Consider the following 17,982-nt stretch of genomic DNA (forward strand, 5'->3'; position numbering starts at 1 on the left):
CGATCGGCGAACCCCCACACGAGGGCCCGCCGAAACCGATAGTGGAACCTTGCGCTATCCACTATAGAGAGTGGCGCTTTCCAATGCCAGCTCTTTTCGGGGAACCCCTCAGCGCCCGAGCTCCCGCAGCAGCTGCTCCGCCGCCTCCAGCCCGGAGGAGAACGCCGCCTCGTGCGAGCCGATCTGGTCCCAGTGCAGCCGCTTGGAGTGGAAGTAGGAACCACAGAGCTTGATCCGGGTGCCCTCGTTGACCCGGTAGATGGTCCTCTGCAGGGTGCGCAGGTCCAGGTCGATCACCGGGTGCTCGTAGTGCAGCTCGCGGATCACCGACTCCTCGCGCACCGGCAGCGGGCAGTCCAGGGTGACGAAGTAGTCCTGCTCGGACTCGAAGCCGTGCAGCCGGTTCATGTAGTAGGCGACGTACGGGCGGACCTCGCCGTCCACCGCGACCTTGCCGTAGTTCCAGTTGTCCCAGCGGGAGCGGTCGGCGGGCATCACCGACGGGTCGGTGTGCAGCACCGCGACGGAGGAGTTGTAGCGGATCCGGGCGAGCGTCTCGCGCTGCAGCGGGCTCGGCTCGGTGAGCAGGGCGCGGGCCTGGTCGCCGTGCGCGGCGACCACCACGTGGTCGAAGCGCTCGGCGCCGGACGCGGTGGTGACGGTGGCCCCGTCCGGCTGCTCGGTGACCGACAGCACCCGCTCGCCGAGCCGCAGCTTGGGATCGATCGCGGTCAGCGCCTTCCGTACGTACCGGACCGAACCGCCCTCCACCGTCTGCCAGTCGACCCGCTGCCCGCCGAGGCCGCCCTCGTCGTGTGCCATGAAGAAGGCGATCACCGTGGTGGCCGGCATCTCCCAGATCAGCTCGGCCGGCACCGACCAGACCGCCGTGCACAGCAGGATCACGTAGCCGTACCGGAACCCGTCGCTGTAGCCGCCGCGGTCCAGGTACTCCCCCAGCGGCAGGTCGGTGCGCTTGCGCAGGAAGTCCTTGCGGCCCTCCTGGTGGAAGCGCCGGGCCTCGCTCCAGATGGTGCGGAACTCCGCCGGGTAACGGGCCAGCACCTCCTCCTCCGGCAGCGCCATCTCGGCCGTGCCGTACTGGAGGCCGGAGTCCAGGTCGAAGAAGTTGAAGCCGCCCTCGTGCCGGCGGGTGGCGACGCCCAGTTCGCCGAAGAAGCGGCTGAGGTTGGGGTAGCTGGGCTCGTTGAAGACCACGAAGGCGGTGTCGATGCCGAGCACGCGGCCGGCGTCCTCGACCTCGATCGTGTGGGCGTGCCCGCCGACGCGGTCGTCCTGCTCGAACAGGGTGATCTCGGCGTGCTCGCGGAGCCGGTACGCGGCGGACAGGCCGGCCACGCCGGCGCCGACGACCGCGACCCGGGGCTTGGCGGTTGCAGACATGAGGGGTCCTTAGCTGGCTAGGGGGCGATCAGGGTGCGGTGGATGCGGCCGCCCCGGCCGTCCTGCACGGCGGCGGCGAGGACGAATCCCGGTGCGGGGTGGAGCAGTTCGAAGTGCCAGGCGGCGTTCTCGGCGGCCGGCCGGGTGGGGTCGGTGACCCGGATCGGCCGGCTCTGCGGCGGGGTGAAGGAGAAGCCCGCGAGCTCCCGTCGCAGCCCGGTGCCGACGGCCTTGAGGTAGGCCTCCTTGAGCACCCAGTACGCGGCGACCCGGGCCGGCCGGTCGGCCGCGGGGGCGGCGTCCACGGCGGCCCGTTCGGCCGCGGCGAACCAGCGCGGCAGGTGGCGGACGGCGTCCGCGCCGGCCGCGGCCGGCTCCACGTCCACCCCGCAGCCGCGGCCGGAGGTCACCAGGCAGGCGACCATCCCGTCGGTGTGCGAGAGGTTGAAGCGCAGGCCGTCCGCGGACGGTCCGGGCTCCGGACGGCCGTCCGGGGCGGTCCGCACCCGCCAGCCGCCGAGCGGGCGGCCGGAGCGGGCGCTCAGCGCGTACCGGGCGAGCACCCGGCCGCCGAGGAAGCGCCGCCGGGCGCCCTCGCCGCGCAGCCGGGCCAGCCGCGTCCGTTCCTCGGGGCCGAGCAGGGCGGGCCCGCCGTGCCGGGCGGCGAAGGCCTCGGCGGCGGCCTCCGGGAGCAGCCAGAGGTGGCCGTCACGTGCGGACATCGCGCCTCCGGCTGCGCTGCTGCCGGTGCTCCCCGGGCTCCGGGACGGTGCCGAGGACGCCCATGCCGACCAGCTGCTTCAGCCACTCGGACATCTCCCAGCGCAGCCGATCCCGGCAGGGCGGGCAGACCTTGAGGTCGGGGTCGAGGCGGTCGGGCCGGCCGGTTCGCCGGCAGGACGGGCAGAGGGCGCGGGCGCCCGGGTGCGGTGGCATGCGGCACTCCTTCCGCTGCGGTGCGGGTCGGTCGGGGGTCACCGCGCGCCGGGTCGGGGGCCGGTGCGCCCGGCCAGCCGGAACTGCCAGTGCGAGAACAGCCGGTCGCCCCGGTGCAGCCGTCGCAGCACGGCCATCACCTCGTCCACGTCGGCGGCCGTGGTGACGGCCTCGTGCGGGTACCAGTGCCGGCGCAGCCGTTCCAGTTGGAGCAGCAGCAGGGCGCCGCTGGGCAGCGGGTCCTCCATCGCGGCGGCGGAGTGGACGTGGGTGTGCACGCAGGCGGCGACGGCGTGCAGCAGGCAGTACTCCTTGGCGAGGTCGAAGAGTTCGGCGGACTGCCCGTACGCGCGGCCGAGCCCGGTCTTGAGCGTGCGGCTGCGCGCGTGCAGGGCCGGGGCGCGGCCGAGGAGTTCGGCGGCGGTGTCGGCGGCGCGCCGCAGCCGGTCGCCCTCGGCCCTCCCGGCGGTCCCGGCCCCGTCGGCGAGACGGCGCAGGGCGGCGAGCGAGGCGGGCGCGGCGAGCAGGGCGTCGTCCCGGCCGCGGCTGAACAGCTCCTGGTCCCAGGGGCGGTAGAGCGGCAGCGGCCGGTCCATGCCGTACAGGTCGGCCACCCGCTCCTCGGCCGCGCCGGCGGCACCCGCGGGGGGCTCGACGGCGGCGGCGAGCAGTCCGTCCAGTTGCAGGGCGAGGTTCTTCAGGTTGACCACGGTGTTGCCGTCGGCGAAGTTGGCCACCAGCAGGTCGCGGAGCATCTTCTGGTGGATGCCGTGGTGCGGGTCGTCGCGGAGGTAGAAGCGGGCGCCCAGCACCACGTTGAGCTGGGACATGGTGCGTTCCAGCATGGTCGGCACCAGGTACTTGGCGACCGAGGACCAGACGCTGGCCTGCTCCGGGACGAGCTGGAGGCTGCGGACGGCGCCGAGGCTGACCGCGTCGGCGACCATCAGGTCGGCGAAGCACTCGGTCAACTGCCTCCGGGAGTAGGGGATGTCGCTGACGGTGCGGCCGAAGATGACCCGGTGCTCGGTGAAGTCGAGGGTGCCGCGCAGCGCGGTGTCCACCGCGGAGAGCGCGATGGAGCCGATCAGGGTGCGGGCGACCTGGGAGGTCTGCAGGGCGATCTCCAGGCCGGCGCCCTCCGCGCCGAGCCGGGCGGAGTCGGGGACGAACACCCCGTCCACCCGGATGCCGCTCATGTCGATGGCGCGCAGGCCGTGCAGCCGCTCGTCGGGCAGCTCCTCGACGGAGCCGGCCGGGGTGCGGCGCTTCTCCAGCAGCAGGATCGAGTAGCCGGCGGGGCCGCCGGACTCCTTGGTGCGGGCGAAGACGGTGAGGCCGTCGGCGACGCGGGCGTTGCCGATCAGCCACTTCTCGCCGGTGAGCAGGTAGCCGCCGTCGACCTTGTCGGCCCGCAGTTCGTTGCCGAGCACGTCGCTGCCGTGGTTGCGCTCGGACAGGCCCCAGGCGTAGCGGCTGCCCTGCTTCATGGCATCGACCAGGTACTGCTTCTGCTCGTCGGTGCCGGCGATCCAGGCGGGCAGGAAGGCCAGGCTGGTGATGATCAGGGCGGTGGCGGTGGTCGGGTCGCGGCGGGCGACGAGGCGCAGCAGGTTGAAGCCGGTCTCCACGTCGCCGGCCCGGCCGCCCTGGGCGGCGGGGATGTTGTACTCGTGCACCCCCCAGCGCTGCAGCAGGTTGACGAAGGGGTAGGGGTACTCCTCGCGTTCGTCGTGGTCGAGGATCCGCTCGAACGGCATCCGGCTCGCCGGGTCGTGCGGGTCGCCGAGGTGGGCCTCCAGCTCGGCGGCGAGCTTGTCGAGTTCTGGCTTCGGCACCGGTCTCCTCCGGGTCGCGTGGATCGGTCGCGTGGGTGCGGGGTGTCGGTCAGGCCAGCGGGACGGGGACGGCGGAGAACAGCCGCCCGCCGTCGTGCAGCGCGAGCACGGTGTCGAGGGCGGGTGCGAGCAGGTCGGCCCCGCGGCGCGGGTCGGTGCCGTCGGCACGGGCGAGCAGGTAGCCGAGGCAGGCGCCGAGCCAGCCGGCCGAGCCGGGCGGCCGGCCGTGCAGCGGGAGGTGGCGGCTCGCCCACCACAGCTGGAGGCAGCAGGCGGCGGCGTGCAGCCAGGCGAACCGTTCGGCGAGGTCGACCAGGGCGAGGCCGGGGCCGGCCTGCTCGACCTCCTTGGGCAGGTCCTGCAGGGCGCCTTGGAGGCGTTCGGCGAGGGCGGCCGCCTGCGGGGCGCCCTGCGCGAGGGCGGCCGCGGCGGGGCCGGCGATCGCGGCGAGGGTGCCGGTCGGCAGGTCGCGGCCGCGGGCGTTGAGGTCGAGCCGGGCCGGGTCGTAGGGCGGCAGCGGCGCGTCCAGGGCGAAGACGGTCGCGGCGTCCCCGGCCGGGCCGGCCGGGGCCTTGGCGAGGGCGGGCAGTTGGCCAGTGAAGGAGCGGAGGTTGGCCAGGGTGCTGGTGTCGACGACCCGGACGAGGGCGGCGTCCCGCTGGAGCTTCTGGAAGAGTCCGCCGCCGGGGCCCTCGGTGCGCAGCACGGCGCGGGTGGCGAGGGTGGCGCCGCAGCGGGCGATCGCGTCCTCGACGGCCTCGGCGACCACGTGCTTGGCGGCGCAGCCCCAGATGCTGAACTGCTCGGGGGCGAGGTGGATGCCGCGGGCGGCGGTCAGGGCGACGGCGTCGGCGGCGAGCAGCGCGGCGGCGGCGATCGCGGACTCCCGTCGCTGGTGGGGGGTGTCGAGGAGGCGGCTGCGGCCGGTGCGGCGTTCGGCGGCGAAGCCGAGGGTGAGCCGCAGGGCGGTGTCGGCGCAGCCGAGGCTGCCGGCGGTGGACATCAGCCGGACGACCTGCTGGGCCTTGACCGCGGCCTCCAGGGCCTCGCCGGGCCGGCCGACGACGCGGTTCCCGGGGACGGGGAGGCCGTCGAAGCGCAGGTGGGCGAAGTCGATGCCGCGCATGCCGCCGGTGGGCACGGCGGGGCCGCGGTCGAGTTCGGGCCCGGCCGCGGCGAGGTCGAGCAGGACGGCGGTGAAGGAGCCCGGTCCGCGTTCCCCGGTGCGGGCGACCACGTAGGCGGCCTCGCAGCGCTGCCCGAGGCCGACCATCCACTTCTCGCCGGTGAGGCGCAGGCCCGGGCCGTCCGGGTCGCGTTCGAGGCGGGCGGTGTTGGCGAGCAGGTCGCTGCCGTGCTCGGCCTCGGAGAGCGCGAAGGCCACCGCGCCGCCGCCGCGCAGGAGTTCGGCGACCTCCTGCTGCTGGGCGGGCGAGCCGTGCAGCCGGACGCAGGTGGCGGCGGTGATGGAGAACATGGTGGCCGGCATGGCGTTGAGGTCGCGCCGGGCGGCGGTGCGGACGAGCAGCAGGCTGCGGTCGAAGGAGCGGAAGGTCCCGCCCCAGTCGGCGGGCAGGTAGTCGAGGTGGAAGCCGGTTCCGCGCAGGGCGGCGGCCAGCGCCTCGGGGTACTCCCCGGCCTCGTCGCGGCGGGCGGCGGCGGCGAAGCCGTACGGGTTGGCCGGGTCCTCGGCGGGGCCGAGCGTCTGCTCCAACTGCGCGGCGGCGGAGCCGAGTCCGTCGAGCGGGCCGGTCATCTGGCGCCCTCCGGGGTGGTGACCGCGGACTCCAGCGGGACGGGCCGGTAGTCGGCGGCGGCGGCCGGGACGTGCACGCCGGCGGTGCGCAGCTGGGCGATCCGGGTGTGGAAGGCGGCGCCGCGCATCAGGTGGTGGGCGACCTCGGCGACCCGGCGGTTGCCGGGTGCCTTGAGGTAGCTGGCGGTGACCCAGTCGTTGAAGCTGCCCATCGCCGGGCCGCACCAGATCTGGTAGTCGAGGGTGCGGTCGGGGTCGCCGGTGACGGCCCAGCGCGAGGACATCCCGAGGTACCAGCGGAAGACCAGGGCCATCCGCCGCTTGGGGTTGCCGGCGGCGCGGGCGAGCTGTTCGGGGTCGCGGCGCTCGAAGTAGCCGACGCACTCCTGCCAGACGTCGGCGAGCGGGCGGCGGAAGACCTGGGCCTCCAGCCGGGCGCGCTCGGCCTCGGGCAGCGCCTCCAGTCCGTCGTACGCCTGGTAGAGCTCGTGGAGCTTCTTGGCGCGCATCGGGAAGAGCGTGCCCTTCTTCAGCACCTGCAGCTCGACGCCCAGTTCGAACATGTCGGCGGCGGGGGCCATCTCGCAGTCGGCGATGCCGGCCTCGGCGAGCAGCGCCCTGGCCGCCTTGGAGGCGCCGGACTCCACGCAGGACTGGTTGACCGAGCCGGTGACCACGTAGGCGGCGCCCATGACGAAGGCGGCGGCGACGGCGGACGGGGTGCCGAGCCCGCCGCCGGCGCCGACCCGGACGGGGGCCGGGTAGCGGTGCTCGCGCTGCACGGCGTCGCGCAGCCTCAGGATGCTGGGCAGCAGGGCGGGCAGCGGCCGGCGGTCGGTGTGGCCGCCGGAGTCGGCCTCGACGGTGATGTCGTCGGCCATCGGCACGTACTTGGCGAGGTCGGCCTGGAGCGGGGTGATCAGGCCCTGTTCCAGCAGGGCGCTGACGGTGGCGGCGGGGGCCGGGCGCATGAAGCGCTCGGCGGTCTCGGTGCGGGAGATCTTGGCGATCACCCGGTGTTCGGCGACCGGTCGGCCGTCCGGTCCCGGGCGCAGCCCGGCGAGCCGGTAGCGGACGATGTGCGGGCTGAGCGCCATGAAGGCGGAGGCCTCGACGCAGCGGACGCCGTGCCGCAGGAACAGCTCGACGGCCTCGCGCTCCAGCCGCTCCTCGCTGGGGCTGTGGATCAGGTTGACGGCGTAGGGCAGGCCGGGGATCTCGGCGGCGAACCGGGCGAGCGCCTTCGCGATGCTCTCCGGCAGCAGGCCGGCGGCGCCGAAGGAGCCGAGGAACCCCTGCCGGGCGAGGGCGATCACCAGGTCGGCGGAGGCGATCCCGCCGGCCATCGCCCCGGCCAGGTAGGGCTGGCGGACGCCGTGCGCGGCGAGGAAGGCGGCCGAGCCGAGCCGCTGCGGGGGCAGCGGTGCGGCGGCGGCGAGCAGTGGCAGGCCGCTCTCGCGGCCGCCGGACGGGACGGCGCGGCCGCCCGCGGCGGCGCCGATGCCCTGCGGGGTGCGGACGACGAAGCAGGGGCGTTCCAGGTCGGCGAGGGCCTGGTAGATCCCGGCCGGGTCGGTGCTCGGGTACTGCTCGCCCTGCCAGAGCAGTGGTGTCTGGGGGTGGTTCATGATGGGCTTCCGTCTCCTCGGGCGGGCGGTCAGGGGGTGGCCGACTGGGACCGGACCTCGACGGCCACGCCGGTGAGCTCGTAGATCCGCAGTCCGGGCTTCCACAGGTCGGCGTCGGCGACCACCACGAGCCGGCCGTCCTCGCGGCGGACCTCGCGGACGTGCACGTCGAAGCGGAGCTCCTCGTCGTGGCGGAGGATCTGGCCGCGGTACTTCCAGCCGAGTTCGACGTCGGTGGCGAGGGCGAAGTGCGGCCGCTCGACGCCCTCGGCGAGGCCCTCCTCCAGCACGTACAGCCGCAGGGCCTGCAGCACGGCCTCGACGCCGAGCGAGCCGGGCATCACCGGGTCGCGGTGGAAGTGGCAGTCGAAGTACCACTCGTCGGGGCGCACCGCGCGGTGGCCGTGCAGGTAGCCCTTGCCGTGCCGGCCTCCGTCGCGGACCAGGTCGACCCGGTCGACGAGGTGGAAGTGGCCGCCGGGCAGGTGCAGCAGGCCGCCCGCCGGGTCGGTGAACGGGGGCGCGTCGTCGGGGAGTTCGATCCGCCGGACGCGGTCGGCGGCGGGCTTCTCCTGCTCGATCCAGGGGGCGGCGTACTGTCCGGCGTCCAGGCCTGCCTGGTTGGCGAGGGCGGCGTCGCTGAAGTACCCGAAGAGGGACTCGCCGGTGTAGAAGACCTCGCCGTCGGCGGAGAGCTCGTAGCTGAACTTCTGCAGCACGGCGCCCTGGACGGCGCTGGTCATCAGCAGCTTGGAGTGGTGCCGGACGGTCCTGCCGCGCAGGTCGAGGTCCTTGACCAGGGTGGCCCGCCCGTCCAGGTTGCGGATGGCGTACTCGGTCTGCGGCTGCTTGAGGGTGGCGCCGAGGTAGTAGCCGAGCAGGATGGCGGCCTGCAGCGAGGTCTCCATGTACACGCAGTTCGGCATGTGCGGGTGCGCGTTCTGCGTGTAGTACCAGGCGTCGGCCGGGGAGTCGTACTCGGTGACCATCTCCGAGCCGGGGCCGAGGTCGCCGCGGACGCCCTTGAGCTGCATGATCCGGTCGACGAACTGGAAGTCCCCGTTGGGGATGTAGGGCGCCCGGCTGTTCCGGTACACGTCGAACTCGGGGCCCATCGCGGTGCCGAGGTCTCCCTTGGCGGCGTGCGCCAGGTGCAGCTCGTTGATCATCGCGGGTTCGCCGGAGCGGTTGCGCCGGCCGAGGAAGGCGGGCACGCCGCCGGTCTCCGGCCGGTACGGGGTGCCCTCCTTCTCGCGGATCTGGATGCCGAAGTTGCGCATCCGGATCACCGGCTTGTCGCCCAGGTACACCAGGACGTCGGCGATCACCGAGGGTCGCGGGAGCAGGGTGAGCTCCATGACCTCGATCTCGTAGCGGATCTCCCGGTGCTGCGGGGTGATCTGGCCGCGGACCTGCACCTCGGTCTGCAGGCCGACGACGGTCTGGAAGCGGGCGTCCGGCAGCACCAGGTGCATGCCCTGGTGCAGCAGGTAGGTCTGCAGGGCCTGGACGGCGCCCTCGGCGACCATCGAGCCGGCCAGCACGGGGTCGTCGGGGAAGTGGCACTCGAAGTACCAGGCGTCGGGCTGCAGCTGCTTGGTGGCGGTGAGGGCGCCGAGGCCGCGCGGGCCGCCGGTGCGGTCGATCCGCAGCTCGTCGATCATCCGCAGCCGCGCGTCGGGCAGGCGCAGCGCGGGGTTGAGGCCCTCGTCCTGGGCGTGTTCGGGGCCGAAGACCTCGCCGGGGCGGCCCTGGGCGAGCAGTTCGAGGTCGGCGGCGGTGAGGTGGTCCTTCCCGGTGCGGGCGAGCGGCTTGAACCACGCCTTGGTCAGGGCCGCACGGGCGGCCTTCTCCTTGGCGGTGACGACCACGCCGAGCGGGGTGTCGAGTTCGGCCTTGCTGAAGAACCCGGCGGAGGCGTCCTTGAGTTCGAGGATCAGCTCGCCGTCGGCGTAGCAGAGGTAGCTGAAGAAGAAGAGCGTGGTGTCGCCCTGGGTGACGAACCGGTTGATCGAGATGTCGTAGCGCAGGGTCTGCCCGGCCCGCGGCAGGTCGCCGTGGAAGACCAGGGTGGAGTCGAGCAGCCGGTAGACCCGCTCGCCCTTGTTGCGGAAGTCGATGCCGAGGTAGCTGATCAGCAGCAGGTCGCACTGGCCGGCCTCGATGGCGACCGCCGGCGGCACCCCGCCGTCGACGGCGTACCAGGCGTCCTTCGGTACGTCGTACTCGGTGCGGATGAAGGACGGCTCGTAGACGCCGGTCTCGGCGCGCAGCCCGGTGACCCGGGTGACGAAGTGGTACGGCGGGGCGGGCAGCCGGACGCGCTTGGCGTAGCCGTCGATCTCGGCGAAGGCGGGGCCGAAGACGTCGGCGACCCGGCCGGTGGCGAAGGCGAGCAGGTCGTCCTCGTCCCAGATGACGCCGGGCTCCCCGGCCGGGACGACCGCGGTCGGCTCCAGCACGGCCGCCACCGGCAGCGCCTGGACGGGCACAGGCAGGACGGGCGCAGGCGGGACCGGCGCAGGCGGGGCCGGCGGCAGTTCGAGCCGCGGGGCGAGCTCGATGGCCTGCCGCTCGGGCTCCGGCAGCGGCGCGGGGTCGGCGGGCGGGGCTTCGAGCAGCGCCTCGGTGCGGGCCAGGGTGCTGTCCTGCAGGACGCGCTGGGTCTCCATCACCACCGAGTGGGTGGCCATCAGCTGGTCGCGCAGTTCGCGGACGAGGTCCTGGGCGCCGTAGCCGCCGCTCTCCGCGGCCGGAGCCGGGGCGGTCGCCGGCAGTGCGGTCGCCGGCGGTGCGGCGGGGGCCGGTGGTGCGGGCGCGGCCTCGGCGGCCGGCTCGCTCCACGGCAGGAAGGAGATCGGCTCGCCGTCGAAGGCGATGACCTCGGGGTCGGCGAGGGTCGGATCGGCGGGCATCTGCTCCTCCGGCGAGAGGGGGGACGGTCCGGGCGGGCCGGGCGGCGCTGCCGGCGACGGAAGACGGGGGTCTGCGCCGCCCGCCGCACGGGCGGCGGGCGGGGCGGGAACGGCGGCCGCGGCGAGCACGGGCTCCGGCGCGGCGGCGGGTACGGGGGTCGCGACGGTCTCGGCCAGCAGTTCCGCGGCCGCGGCGGCGATCTCGGCGGGGACGGACGCGCCGCCGCCGACCGGGAAGAGCACCCGGCGCCGGGCGGGCACCGCCGGCGCGGGCCCGAGCAGGCCGACGAGGTCGAGCGGCACGCCGTGCGCGACCAGCCGGGCGGCCAGCTGCGCGACGGTGCGGGCGGTCGGCACGCCGCGCCGGTCCACGCAGACCGCGACGTGCGGGGTGTCGCCGAGCGTCTCGCGCACCCAGCGGGTGCAGGTGGCGCCCGGGCCGACCTCGACGAAGTAGCGGAAGCCGCGGTCGTGCGCGGCCCGCACCAGCCGCGGGAAGTCGATCGTGGAGCGCAGCGTCTGCGCGATCCGGCGGGCGGTCTCCGCGCTGTCCAGGGCCGGGACGGGCCCGTAGTCGTAGGCGCTGAGCAGTTCCAGGCCGCCGGCGGAGCCCATCGGGTGGTCGTTGAGTCCGGCGAGGCCGTCCAGGTCGGGGTCGACGACCGGGCAGTGCATCACCCCGTTGACGGGGGACCTGGCCGCGGGGCAGCCCAACTCCTCGATCAGCGCCCGGCACTGCGCCGGGTCGCCGGCGATCACCAGCTCGCCCGGGGTGTTGACGTGGGTGAGGAACACCCGGTCGTACCGGGCGAGCGCGGCGCGGACGCGCTCCGCGTCGGCCAGTAGCACATGGCCGGCCCAGACCGCGGAGTCGGGCACGGAGTCGGCCAGGCCCCACTGCTCGCGGACGGCGGTGCGCCGCCCGTTCAGCCGGTGCCGGAAGATCGGCGTGGCGCTGATCCGGTCGTCGCGGCGGGCGCCGCGCTGCCAGCCGCCGGTGGCGAACAGCATGCTGGACTCGCCGAGGCTGTAACCGAAGGCGCCGTGCGCCCGGACGCCCAGCAGGTCCCGCACCAGGTCGGTGTACAGGATCGCGAAGGTGGTGCCGGTGGCCAGCATGAACGGCAGGTCGTCGCCCAGCTCGGCCTCCAGCGCCATGAGTTCGCGACGGCCGGGGTCGATCTGGGTGCGCGGGTGCAGCCGGGCGGCGCGGAAGGTGTCGTCGGGCCGCTCGACCTCGGCCTCGAAGCGCTCCAGCAGGCCGGGGAAGGCCCGGAAGAGGTCCCGGCCGAGCCCCGGGTAGGAGGTGACCGCGCCGGGGTAGACCAGCGCGACCTTGCCGTCCGGGCCGATCGGGCGCGGGGTGAAGCAGCTGCCGGCCGGGGTCGCCCACTCCTCGCCGCGCTCCCAGGCGCCGGGCAGGTCCTTGGCGGCCGCGGCGAGCTGGCGGCCGAGTTCCTCGGCGTTCCGGCCGACCAGCACGACCCGCGGGGTGCCGGCGGGCAGGGCCTCGGCGGCGGCCCGGGCGAGCGCGTACGGGTCGGCGCCGTCGGCGAGCAGGCCGCGGTGGCGTTCGACGGCGGCCAGCATTCCGGCCGGGTCGTCCGCGCCGAGGGCGAGCAGCACCGGGCCGCCGGCCCGCTGCCAGGCCCGCTCCTCGACGGCGCCGCTGGTGGCCGCCGCCGAGACCACCAGCCGGCCGTGCGCACCGCCCTCGGCGATGAACGAGACGGCGGCGTGCCGCCGTCCGGTCCGCTCGGTGCGCAGCCAGGGGCGGGAGGTGTCGGCGAGGTGGCAGCCGGTGGCGGCGAGCCGGTCCGCGAGTTCGGGGGCGGGCCGCCGCCAGCCGGGGACGCCCGGCAGGTAGCCGTGGTGGACGGCGAGGACGGCCCGCAGCAGACCGGCCATCGCGGCGGCGCCCCGGGCGTCGCCGATGTGGGCGCGGGCGCTGCCGAGCGCCGGGCCGGGGGTGCCGGCGGGATGGACGGCGGCCAGCGCGGCGAGTTCCGCGGTGTCCTCGGCGGCGGTGCCGGCCGCGTGTGCCTCCAGGTAGCCGATGTCGGCGGCGGTGATCCCGGCGGCTTCGTGGGCCAGGGCGGCGGCCTCGGCGAGCGCGCCGGCGTCGGCTTCGGGCAGCGCGCCGTCGAGGGGGGCGGCGTGCCGGACGGCGACGGCGTCCAGCCGGGCGTAGGCGGGGCGGCGGCCCTCACCGGTGCGGGTGAGGACGACCGCTCCGGCGCCCTCGCCGATCCGCCAGCCGCCGGTGTCCGCGCCGAAGGCGAGGCCGGGGCCGGTGGCGGGGGCGCCGTGGGCGGCGGTCCGCTGCACCAGGTTCTCGGGCGAGCCGGCGAGGTCGACGGCGCCGACCAGGACGGCCTCCACGCTGTCGTCGAGCAGCAGCAGCCGGGCGGTGTCCAGGGCCTGCGCGGTGCCGGCTCCCTCGGCGGAGACGGTGAAGGACGGGCCGGTGAGGTTCCACAGCGAGGAGATCCGGCTGGCCATGATGTTGCCGATGTAGCTGAGCACCTCGTTGGCGACGATCGGCTCGTGCACGCCGTCGCGGGCGATCGCGGTGAGCCGCTCGCGCTGTCCGTCCGTCAGGTCGGTGCCGGCGAGCAGCTCGCGCAGGTACGCGGCGATCCGGTGGCGGGCCAGGTGCAGGTGGGCGGAGGGCTCGATCTCCATCGCGACGACGACGGCGATCCGCCGGGCCTCGGGTGCGGAGGTTCCGGGGGCGGGCGTGCGGCTGTACCCGGCGTCGGTGAGCGCCTCGTCGGCGACCTTGGACATCAGCGCGTGCTGCAGGTTGTAGTTGCGCAGGTCGGCGGGCGGGATCCGGTGGTCGACCGGGTCGAGGCCGACGGTGTCGACGAAGGCGCCGACCGGCGGGGTGCCGGGGCCGACCCCGGCCGCGGCGAGGGCGCCGTCGGTGCTCTCCTCCAGTCCGCGCCAGCGGCGTTCGGGCAGCGGGCGGAAGGAGTCCAGCCCGTCGTGCACGGCCCGCTCGAAGGCGGTGGCCGATTCGAAGGCGCCGAAGTGCGCGCCGAGGCCGACGATGTCGGGCGTGGGCAGGGCCGTGGGCAGCGCGGTCGCCGGGGCGGTCGCGGCCTGCGCCGGGACGGCGTCGGAGAGCACCACGTGCGCGTTGGTGCCGCCGAAGCCGAAGGCGGAGACGGCGGCCCGGCGGGTGCCGGGGGCGGCGGGCCAGTCCCGTCCGGTGCGGACCAGGGCGGTCGCGGCCGCCCCACCGGGCCCGGGCACCGGCTCGGTGACGCCGACGGTCGGCGGCAGGTGGCCGTGCTCCATGGCGAGCACCACCTTGAGCAGGCTGCTCAGGCCAGCGACGGTCAGCAGGTGGCCGATGTTGCCCTTCACCGAACCGAGCAGCGGCAGTTCGCCGTGCGCACCGAAGAACCCGGCGACCGAGGCGGCCTCAGTGGTGTCGCCGATCGGGGTGCCGGTGGCGTGGCACTCCAGGTAGTCGACCTCGGCGGGCGAGACGCCCGCGGCCCGGTAGGCCAGCTCGTAGGCGCGGTGCTGGCCGGCCTCGTCCGGCACCAGGAGGTGGCGGCCGCCGCCGTCGTTGGACAGGCCGATGCCGTCGACGACGGCGTGGATCCGGTCGCCCTCGCGCAGCGCGTCCTCCAGCCGCCGGACGGCGACCATGCCGGCGCCCTGGCCGGTGAGGATGCCGGCCGAGCGGGCGTCGAAGGGCTGGCTGAACCCGTTCTCGGGGTAGGCGTGCAGGTCGGAGAAGCAGAGGTGGATCAGGGTCGGGTCGGGGGCGCAGACACCGCCGGCGAGCACCAGGTCGGCCTGGCCGGTGGCGAGGTGGTCGCAGGCCAGCTTCAGCGCGTACAGCGCGGAGGAGCAGGCGGCGTCCAGGGCGTACCGGGGGCCGCCGAGGCCGAGGGCGGCGCCGACGATCCGGGCGGGCGCGCCGCTGACCCGGGCGTCGGCGGGGTCGCGGCGCGGGGCGGTGTCGGGGCGGCCGGGCAGGTCGAGGCCGGCCCGGCGCAGGCCGGTGCGGACGGCCTGCTCGACCAGCGGCAGGCTGAGGTCGGCCGAACCGGGCGTCGGGAACGAGTAGTTGCCGAGCACCAGGCCCGTCCGGGCGAGCAGCTCGGGGCGGTCGAGGTGGCCGCCGGTGCGCAGCGCCTCGCGGGCGGTGTGCAGCGACCAGTGGAAGACCCGGTCGAGGCCGGCGAGGCGCTCGGCGACGATCCGGTAGCCGGTCGGGTCGAAGGCGAAGCCGCGGACGAAGCCGCCGCGGGTGCAGGTGATGCGGTGCTGCGGGTCGAGGTCGCGGGGGTCGGCGGGCGGTCCGAAGACCTCCGGGCCGCCCTCGGCCCGGCTGTCCGTCCCGCTGACGAGGTTCTGCCAGAACCGGTCCGGCGTCTCGGCGCCGGGGAACAGGCAGGACAGGCCGACGATGGCGTACGTGCTCATGGAAGCGGTGGTCCCTCCGGTCCGTGCGGCGGTCCGGCCGGCCTGCTGGGGTGCGGCCGGCCGGACCTGCCGGGTCGGGTGCGTCAGCTGCGGGCGAACTTCGCGGCCAGCTGCGGGGTCGACACGAGGCTGACCCCGCTCAGCCGGGCGAGGACGCGTCCGCCGTGGCCGACGGCGGTGACCGTCAGGCTCGCCGAGGTGCCGTTCACCGAGGCGGGTTCGACCACGGCGAGGAAGGTCTCGCCGTCGGCCGGCGCCCGGTGCAGCTCGGCGCGGGCCACCGAGAGCGGCAGGCTCGCCGTGGCGCGGAACAGCCGCATCCAGACCAGGCCCGCCTGCAGCAGCAGGTCGGTCGCGCCGGGCCGGTACAGCGTGCCGGCGAACGCCCCTGCGGCCGTGGCCGGTTCGGGCAGCGCGCACTCCAGCACCAGCCGGGACTCCTCCTCGGCCAGCACCCGGCGGACGCCCTGCAGGGCGGCGCCGTGGAAGAGCGTGCCGTCGGCGTAGAACCCGCCGGCGTCGCGTCCGCCGCCCGCGGCCGGCAGCCCGGCCAGGGTCGGGTGGTTGAGCTCCGTCGCCGGGTCGTTGCCGAGCACCACCGTCGCCGCGTAGTGCGGGCGGACGGTGCCGTCCGCGGCGACCGAGCGGATCACCACCTCGGTGCTGGCCCGGTCGCCCGCCGGGGTGGCCGCCAGCTGCAGCCGCTCCGGCAGCGCCTCGTCGAAGAGGACGCCCTTGTGCACCGCGAAGTCCCGCACCTGGCGGACGGTTCCGCCGCTGAGCCGCTCCACCGCGCCGACCGCCCAGCCGAGGGCGAGCGCCGCGGGCAGCACCGGCACCCCGCCGATCACGTGGTCGGCGACGATCGGCTCGGCGGCCAGCGCGGCCGCCGGGCGCTCCAGCACCACCGCGGCGGCTGGCACGGCCGGCCCGCGCACCGACAGCGGGGTGGTCGGGCCGAGCACGGTGACGGTGTCCTCGGCCCGTCCGGCCGCGAACTGGCCGGTGAACAGCGCCGTTCCGGTCTCCACCGGGATCAGCGTGATGCCGCGCTCCTGGAACACCGCCTTGATCTGCGGCGAGACCATCCCGCTGTCCCAGGCGCCCCAGTTGAGCGAGCTGACCCGGGCCGCGGGGTGCCGCCGCCGGAACGACGACGCCCAGGCGTTGAGCACCTCGTTCGCCATCGCGTAGTCCGACTGTCCCTGGTTGCCGAAGAACCCGGCGACCGAGGAGAACAGCACCACGTGCCGCAGCCGGTCGGCCGGCAGCGCCTCCACCACCGCGCGCAGCCCGCCGAGCTTCGGCGCGAAGACCCGCTCGACCTCGGAGGCCCGCTTGTTGGCGATCAGCTGGTCGGCCAGCACCCCGGCGCCGTGCACCAGACCGGTGACCCGGCCCGCGTACGGTGCCAGCGCGGCGGCGGTCGCCGCGGCGTCGGTGATGTCCACCGCCAGGTACTCGGCCTCGGAGCCGGCGGCCTTCAGCTCGGCGAGGGTCTCGCGGACCTCCCGCTCGCCGATCACCGCCCGGTACAACTGCTCCACCCGCTTCGGGGTGGGCTTCTCCCCCTCGGCCTTGAGCCGGGCGACAGCAGCAGCCTTCAGCTCCGCCGTGCCGGTCACCCCGGCCGCCCAGTCCGGTTCCTCGCCGAGTTCGGTCCGGCCGAGCAGCAGCAGGCCGGGACGGTGGGCGCGGGCCAGGTCGGCCACGCAGCGGGCGGTGATGCCGCGTCCGCCGCCGGTGACCACCAGCAGGTCGTCCGGGCCGACCTCGGCAGCGGTCGCGGAGCCGGGGTCGGCGGCCAGGCCGGTGGGCCGCTCCGCGAGCGTCAGGGCGACCCGGCGGCGGCCGTCCAGTCCCACCTGCACCGGCTCGGCCGAGGCGTCGGAGACCTCCGCGAGCAGCAGCTCCGCGGCCGCGCGGTCGGCGACACCGGGCGCCAGGTCCAGGGCCCGGCAGAACACCTCGGGCGCCTCCACCGCCAGCGTCTTCACCAGGCCGCCGTAGCCGCCGGCGGGGACGAGGTCCTCGGCGACGCCGGTGAGGCCGAAGGCCCCGTCCAGCCGGGTCACCGTGACGAAGCCCGCCCGGCCGGCCGAGGCGGCCCGGGCCAGCGGCTCCACCAGGTGCTTGGCGACCAGCAGCCCGTGCGAGAGCCGGCGGACGCCGTCCGCCCACTCGGTGTCCCGGCGGGTGTCGAAGACCACCGCGAGCGCGACCGGTCCCTCCAGCACCTGCTCGGTGCGCTCGGCGAGTTCGGTCGGGCCCCAGCCGGAGAGCGCGTGGTCCTCGACGCCGTCGATCCGGCGGGCGACGGACGGCAGCCGCAGCACCCGGACGGGCCGGCCCTGCGCCAGCAGCCGCTCGGCGACCAGCGGCACCAGGTCCCCGCCGTCGTCCACGAGCAGCGCCGCGGCGCCCTGCGGGTAGGCGTCCACCAGCACGTCCGGGGAGGGGAGTTCGAGGAGCGCGGCCTGCGCCCGGCCTATCGCGCCGGCGGGCGCGGCGGGCGCGTCGGGCGCGTCGGGCTCCGGACGGGGCGCGGGAACCGTGGACGCCTCGGACGCGGCGGGCGCCTCGGTGTCGCCGATCGCACCGGTCATGAAGTCCACGATCTGACCGAGGGTGCGCAGTTCGCCGAGCTGCTCGGGGCCGACGGCCACCTCGCTCGGGAACCGCTCCGAGAGCACACCCAGGATCTCGACCCGCTTGATCGAGTCGATCCCCAGATCCGCCTCCACGTCCATGCCCAGTTCGAGCATCTCCGCCGGATACCCGGTCTTCTGCGCCACCACCTCCAACAGCGCAGCCGACACCTCGGAGGCACTCACCGACGGCGCCGCAGCGGCAGCAGCAGCCGGGGCCGCAGCGGCGGGCGCCGCACCCGCGACCCCCACCATGAAGTCCACGATCTGACCCAGCGTCCGCAGCTCACCCAACTGCTCCGGACCCACCGGCACCTCGCTCGGGAACCGCTCCGAGAGCACACCCAGGATCTCGACCCGCTTGATCGAGTCGATCCCCAGATCCGCCTCCACGTCCATGCCCAGTTC

At 75.4% G+C, this 17,982-nt stretch carries 8 protein-coding genes; all 8 read right to left on the reverse strand.

Going from position 1 to position 17,982, the window contains the following annotated elements; all coding sequences use genetic code 11:
* Positions 1-108: 108 nt before the first annotated feature.
* Positions 109-1,404, reverse strand: coding sequence for an FAD-dependent oxidoreductase (locus AB0O09_RS06580; protein WP_363540478.1), 1,296 nt, complete (start codon positions 1,402-1,404; stop codon positions 109-111).
* A 17-nt stretch (positions 1,405-1,421) separates the two neighbouring features.
* A complete protein-coding gene (locus tag AB0O09_RS06585; RefSeq protein ID WP_363540479.1) occupies positions 1,422-2,126 on the reverse strand; it encodes a 4'-phosphopantetheinyl transferase superfamily protein in 705 nt (234 codons plus the stop codon).
* Positions 2,113-2,340: a hypothetical protein gene (locus tag AB0O09_RS06590; RefSeq protein WP_363540480.1), complete on the reverse strand. Its 228-nt coding sequence runs from the start codon at positions 2,338-2,340 to the stop codon at positions 2,113-2,115. Before AB0O09_RS06590 ends, AB0O09_RS06585 begins: the two co-directional genes overlap by 14 nt.
* Positions 2,341-2,378: 38 nt before the next feature.
* Positions 2,379-4,178: an acyl-CoA dehydrogenase family protein gene (locus AB0O09_RS06595; protein ID WP_363540481.1), complete on the reverse strand. Its 1,800-nt coding sequence runs from the start codon at positions 4,176-4,178 to the stop codon at positions 2,379-2,381.
* A 49-nt stretch (positions 4,179-4,227) separates the two neighbouring features.
* Positions 4,228-5,934 carry an acyl-CoA dehydrogenase gene (locus AB0O09_RS06600; protein ID WP_363540482.1) on the reverse strand — a complete coding sequence of 569 codons (1,707 nt, stop codon included), beginning with the start codon at positions 5,932-5,934 and terminating at the stop codon, positions 4,228-4,230.
* On the reverse strand, positions 5,931-7,562 hold the full coding sequence (locus tag AB0O09_RS06605) for a PfaD family polyunsaturated fatty acid/polyketide biosynthesis protein (protein ID WP_363540483.1): 1,632 nt from the start codon (positions 7,560-7,562) through the stop codon (positions 5,931-5,933). Before AB0O09_RS06605 ends, AB0O09_RS06600 begins: the two co-directional genes overlap by 4 nt.
* 29 nt (positions 7,563-7,591) lie before the next feature.
* On the reverse strand, positions 7,592-14,926 hold the full coding sequence (locus tag AB0O09_RS06610) for a beta-ketoacyl synthase N-terminal-like domain-containing protein (protein ID WP_363540484.1): 7,335 nt from the start codon (positions 14,924-14,926) through the stop codon (positions 7,592-7,594).
* 83 nt (positions 14,927-15,009) lie between these two features.
* Positions 15,010-17,982 (reverse strand): SDR family NAD(P)-dependent oxidoreductase (locus AB0O09_RS06615; RefSeq protein ID WP_363540485.1); only part of this gene is annotated, 2,973 nt, incomplete at its 5' end.

It is taken from the genome of Kitasatospora sp. NPDC093679 (assembly GCF_040683455.1).
Lineage (GTDB): Bacteria > Actinomycetota > Actinomycetes > Streptomycetales > Streptomycetaceae > Kitasatospora > Kitasatospora arboriphila.

Coding starts and splice junctions, on each gene's coding strand:
- AB0O09_RS06580 (WP_363540478.1), bottom strand. CDS start 1,404: ATGTCTGCAACCGCCAAGCCCCGGGTCGCGGTCGTCGGCGCCGGCGTG.
- AB0O09_RS06605 (WP_363540483.1), bottom strand. CDS start 7,562: ATGAACCACCCCCAGACACCACTGCTCTGGCAGGGCGAGCAGTACCCG.
- AB0O09_RS06590 (WP_363540480.1), bottom strand. CDS start 2,340: ATGCCACCGCACCCGGGCGCCCGCGCCCTCTGCCCGTCCTGCCGGCGA.
- AB0O09_RS06610 (WP_363540484.1), bottom strand. CDS start 14,926: ATGAGCACGTACGCCATCGTCGGCCTGTCCTGCCTGTTCCCCGGCGCC.
- AB0O09_RS06585 (WP_363540479.1), bottom strand. CDS start 2,126: ATGTCCGCACGTGACGGCCACCTCTGGCTGCTCCCGGAGGCCGCCGCC.
- AB0O09_RS06600 (WP_363540482.1), bottom strand. CDS start 5,934: ATGACCGGCCCGCTCGACGGACTCGGCTCCGCCGCCGCGCAGTTGGAG.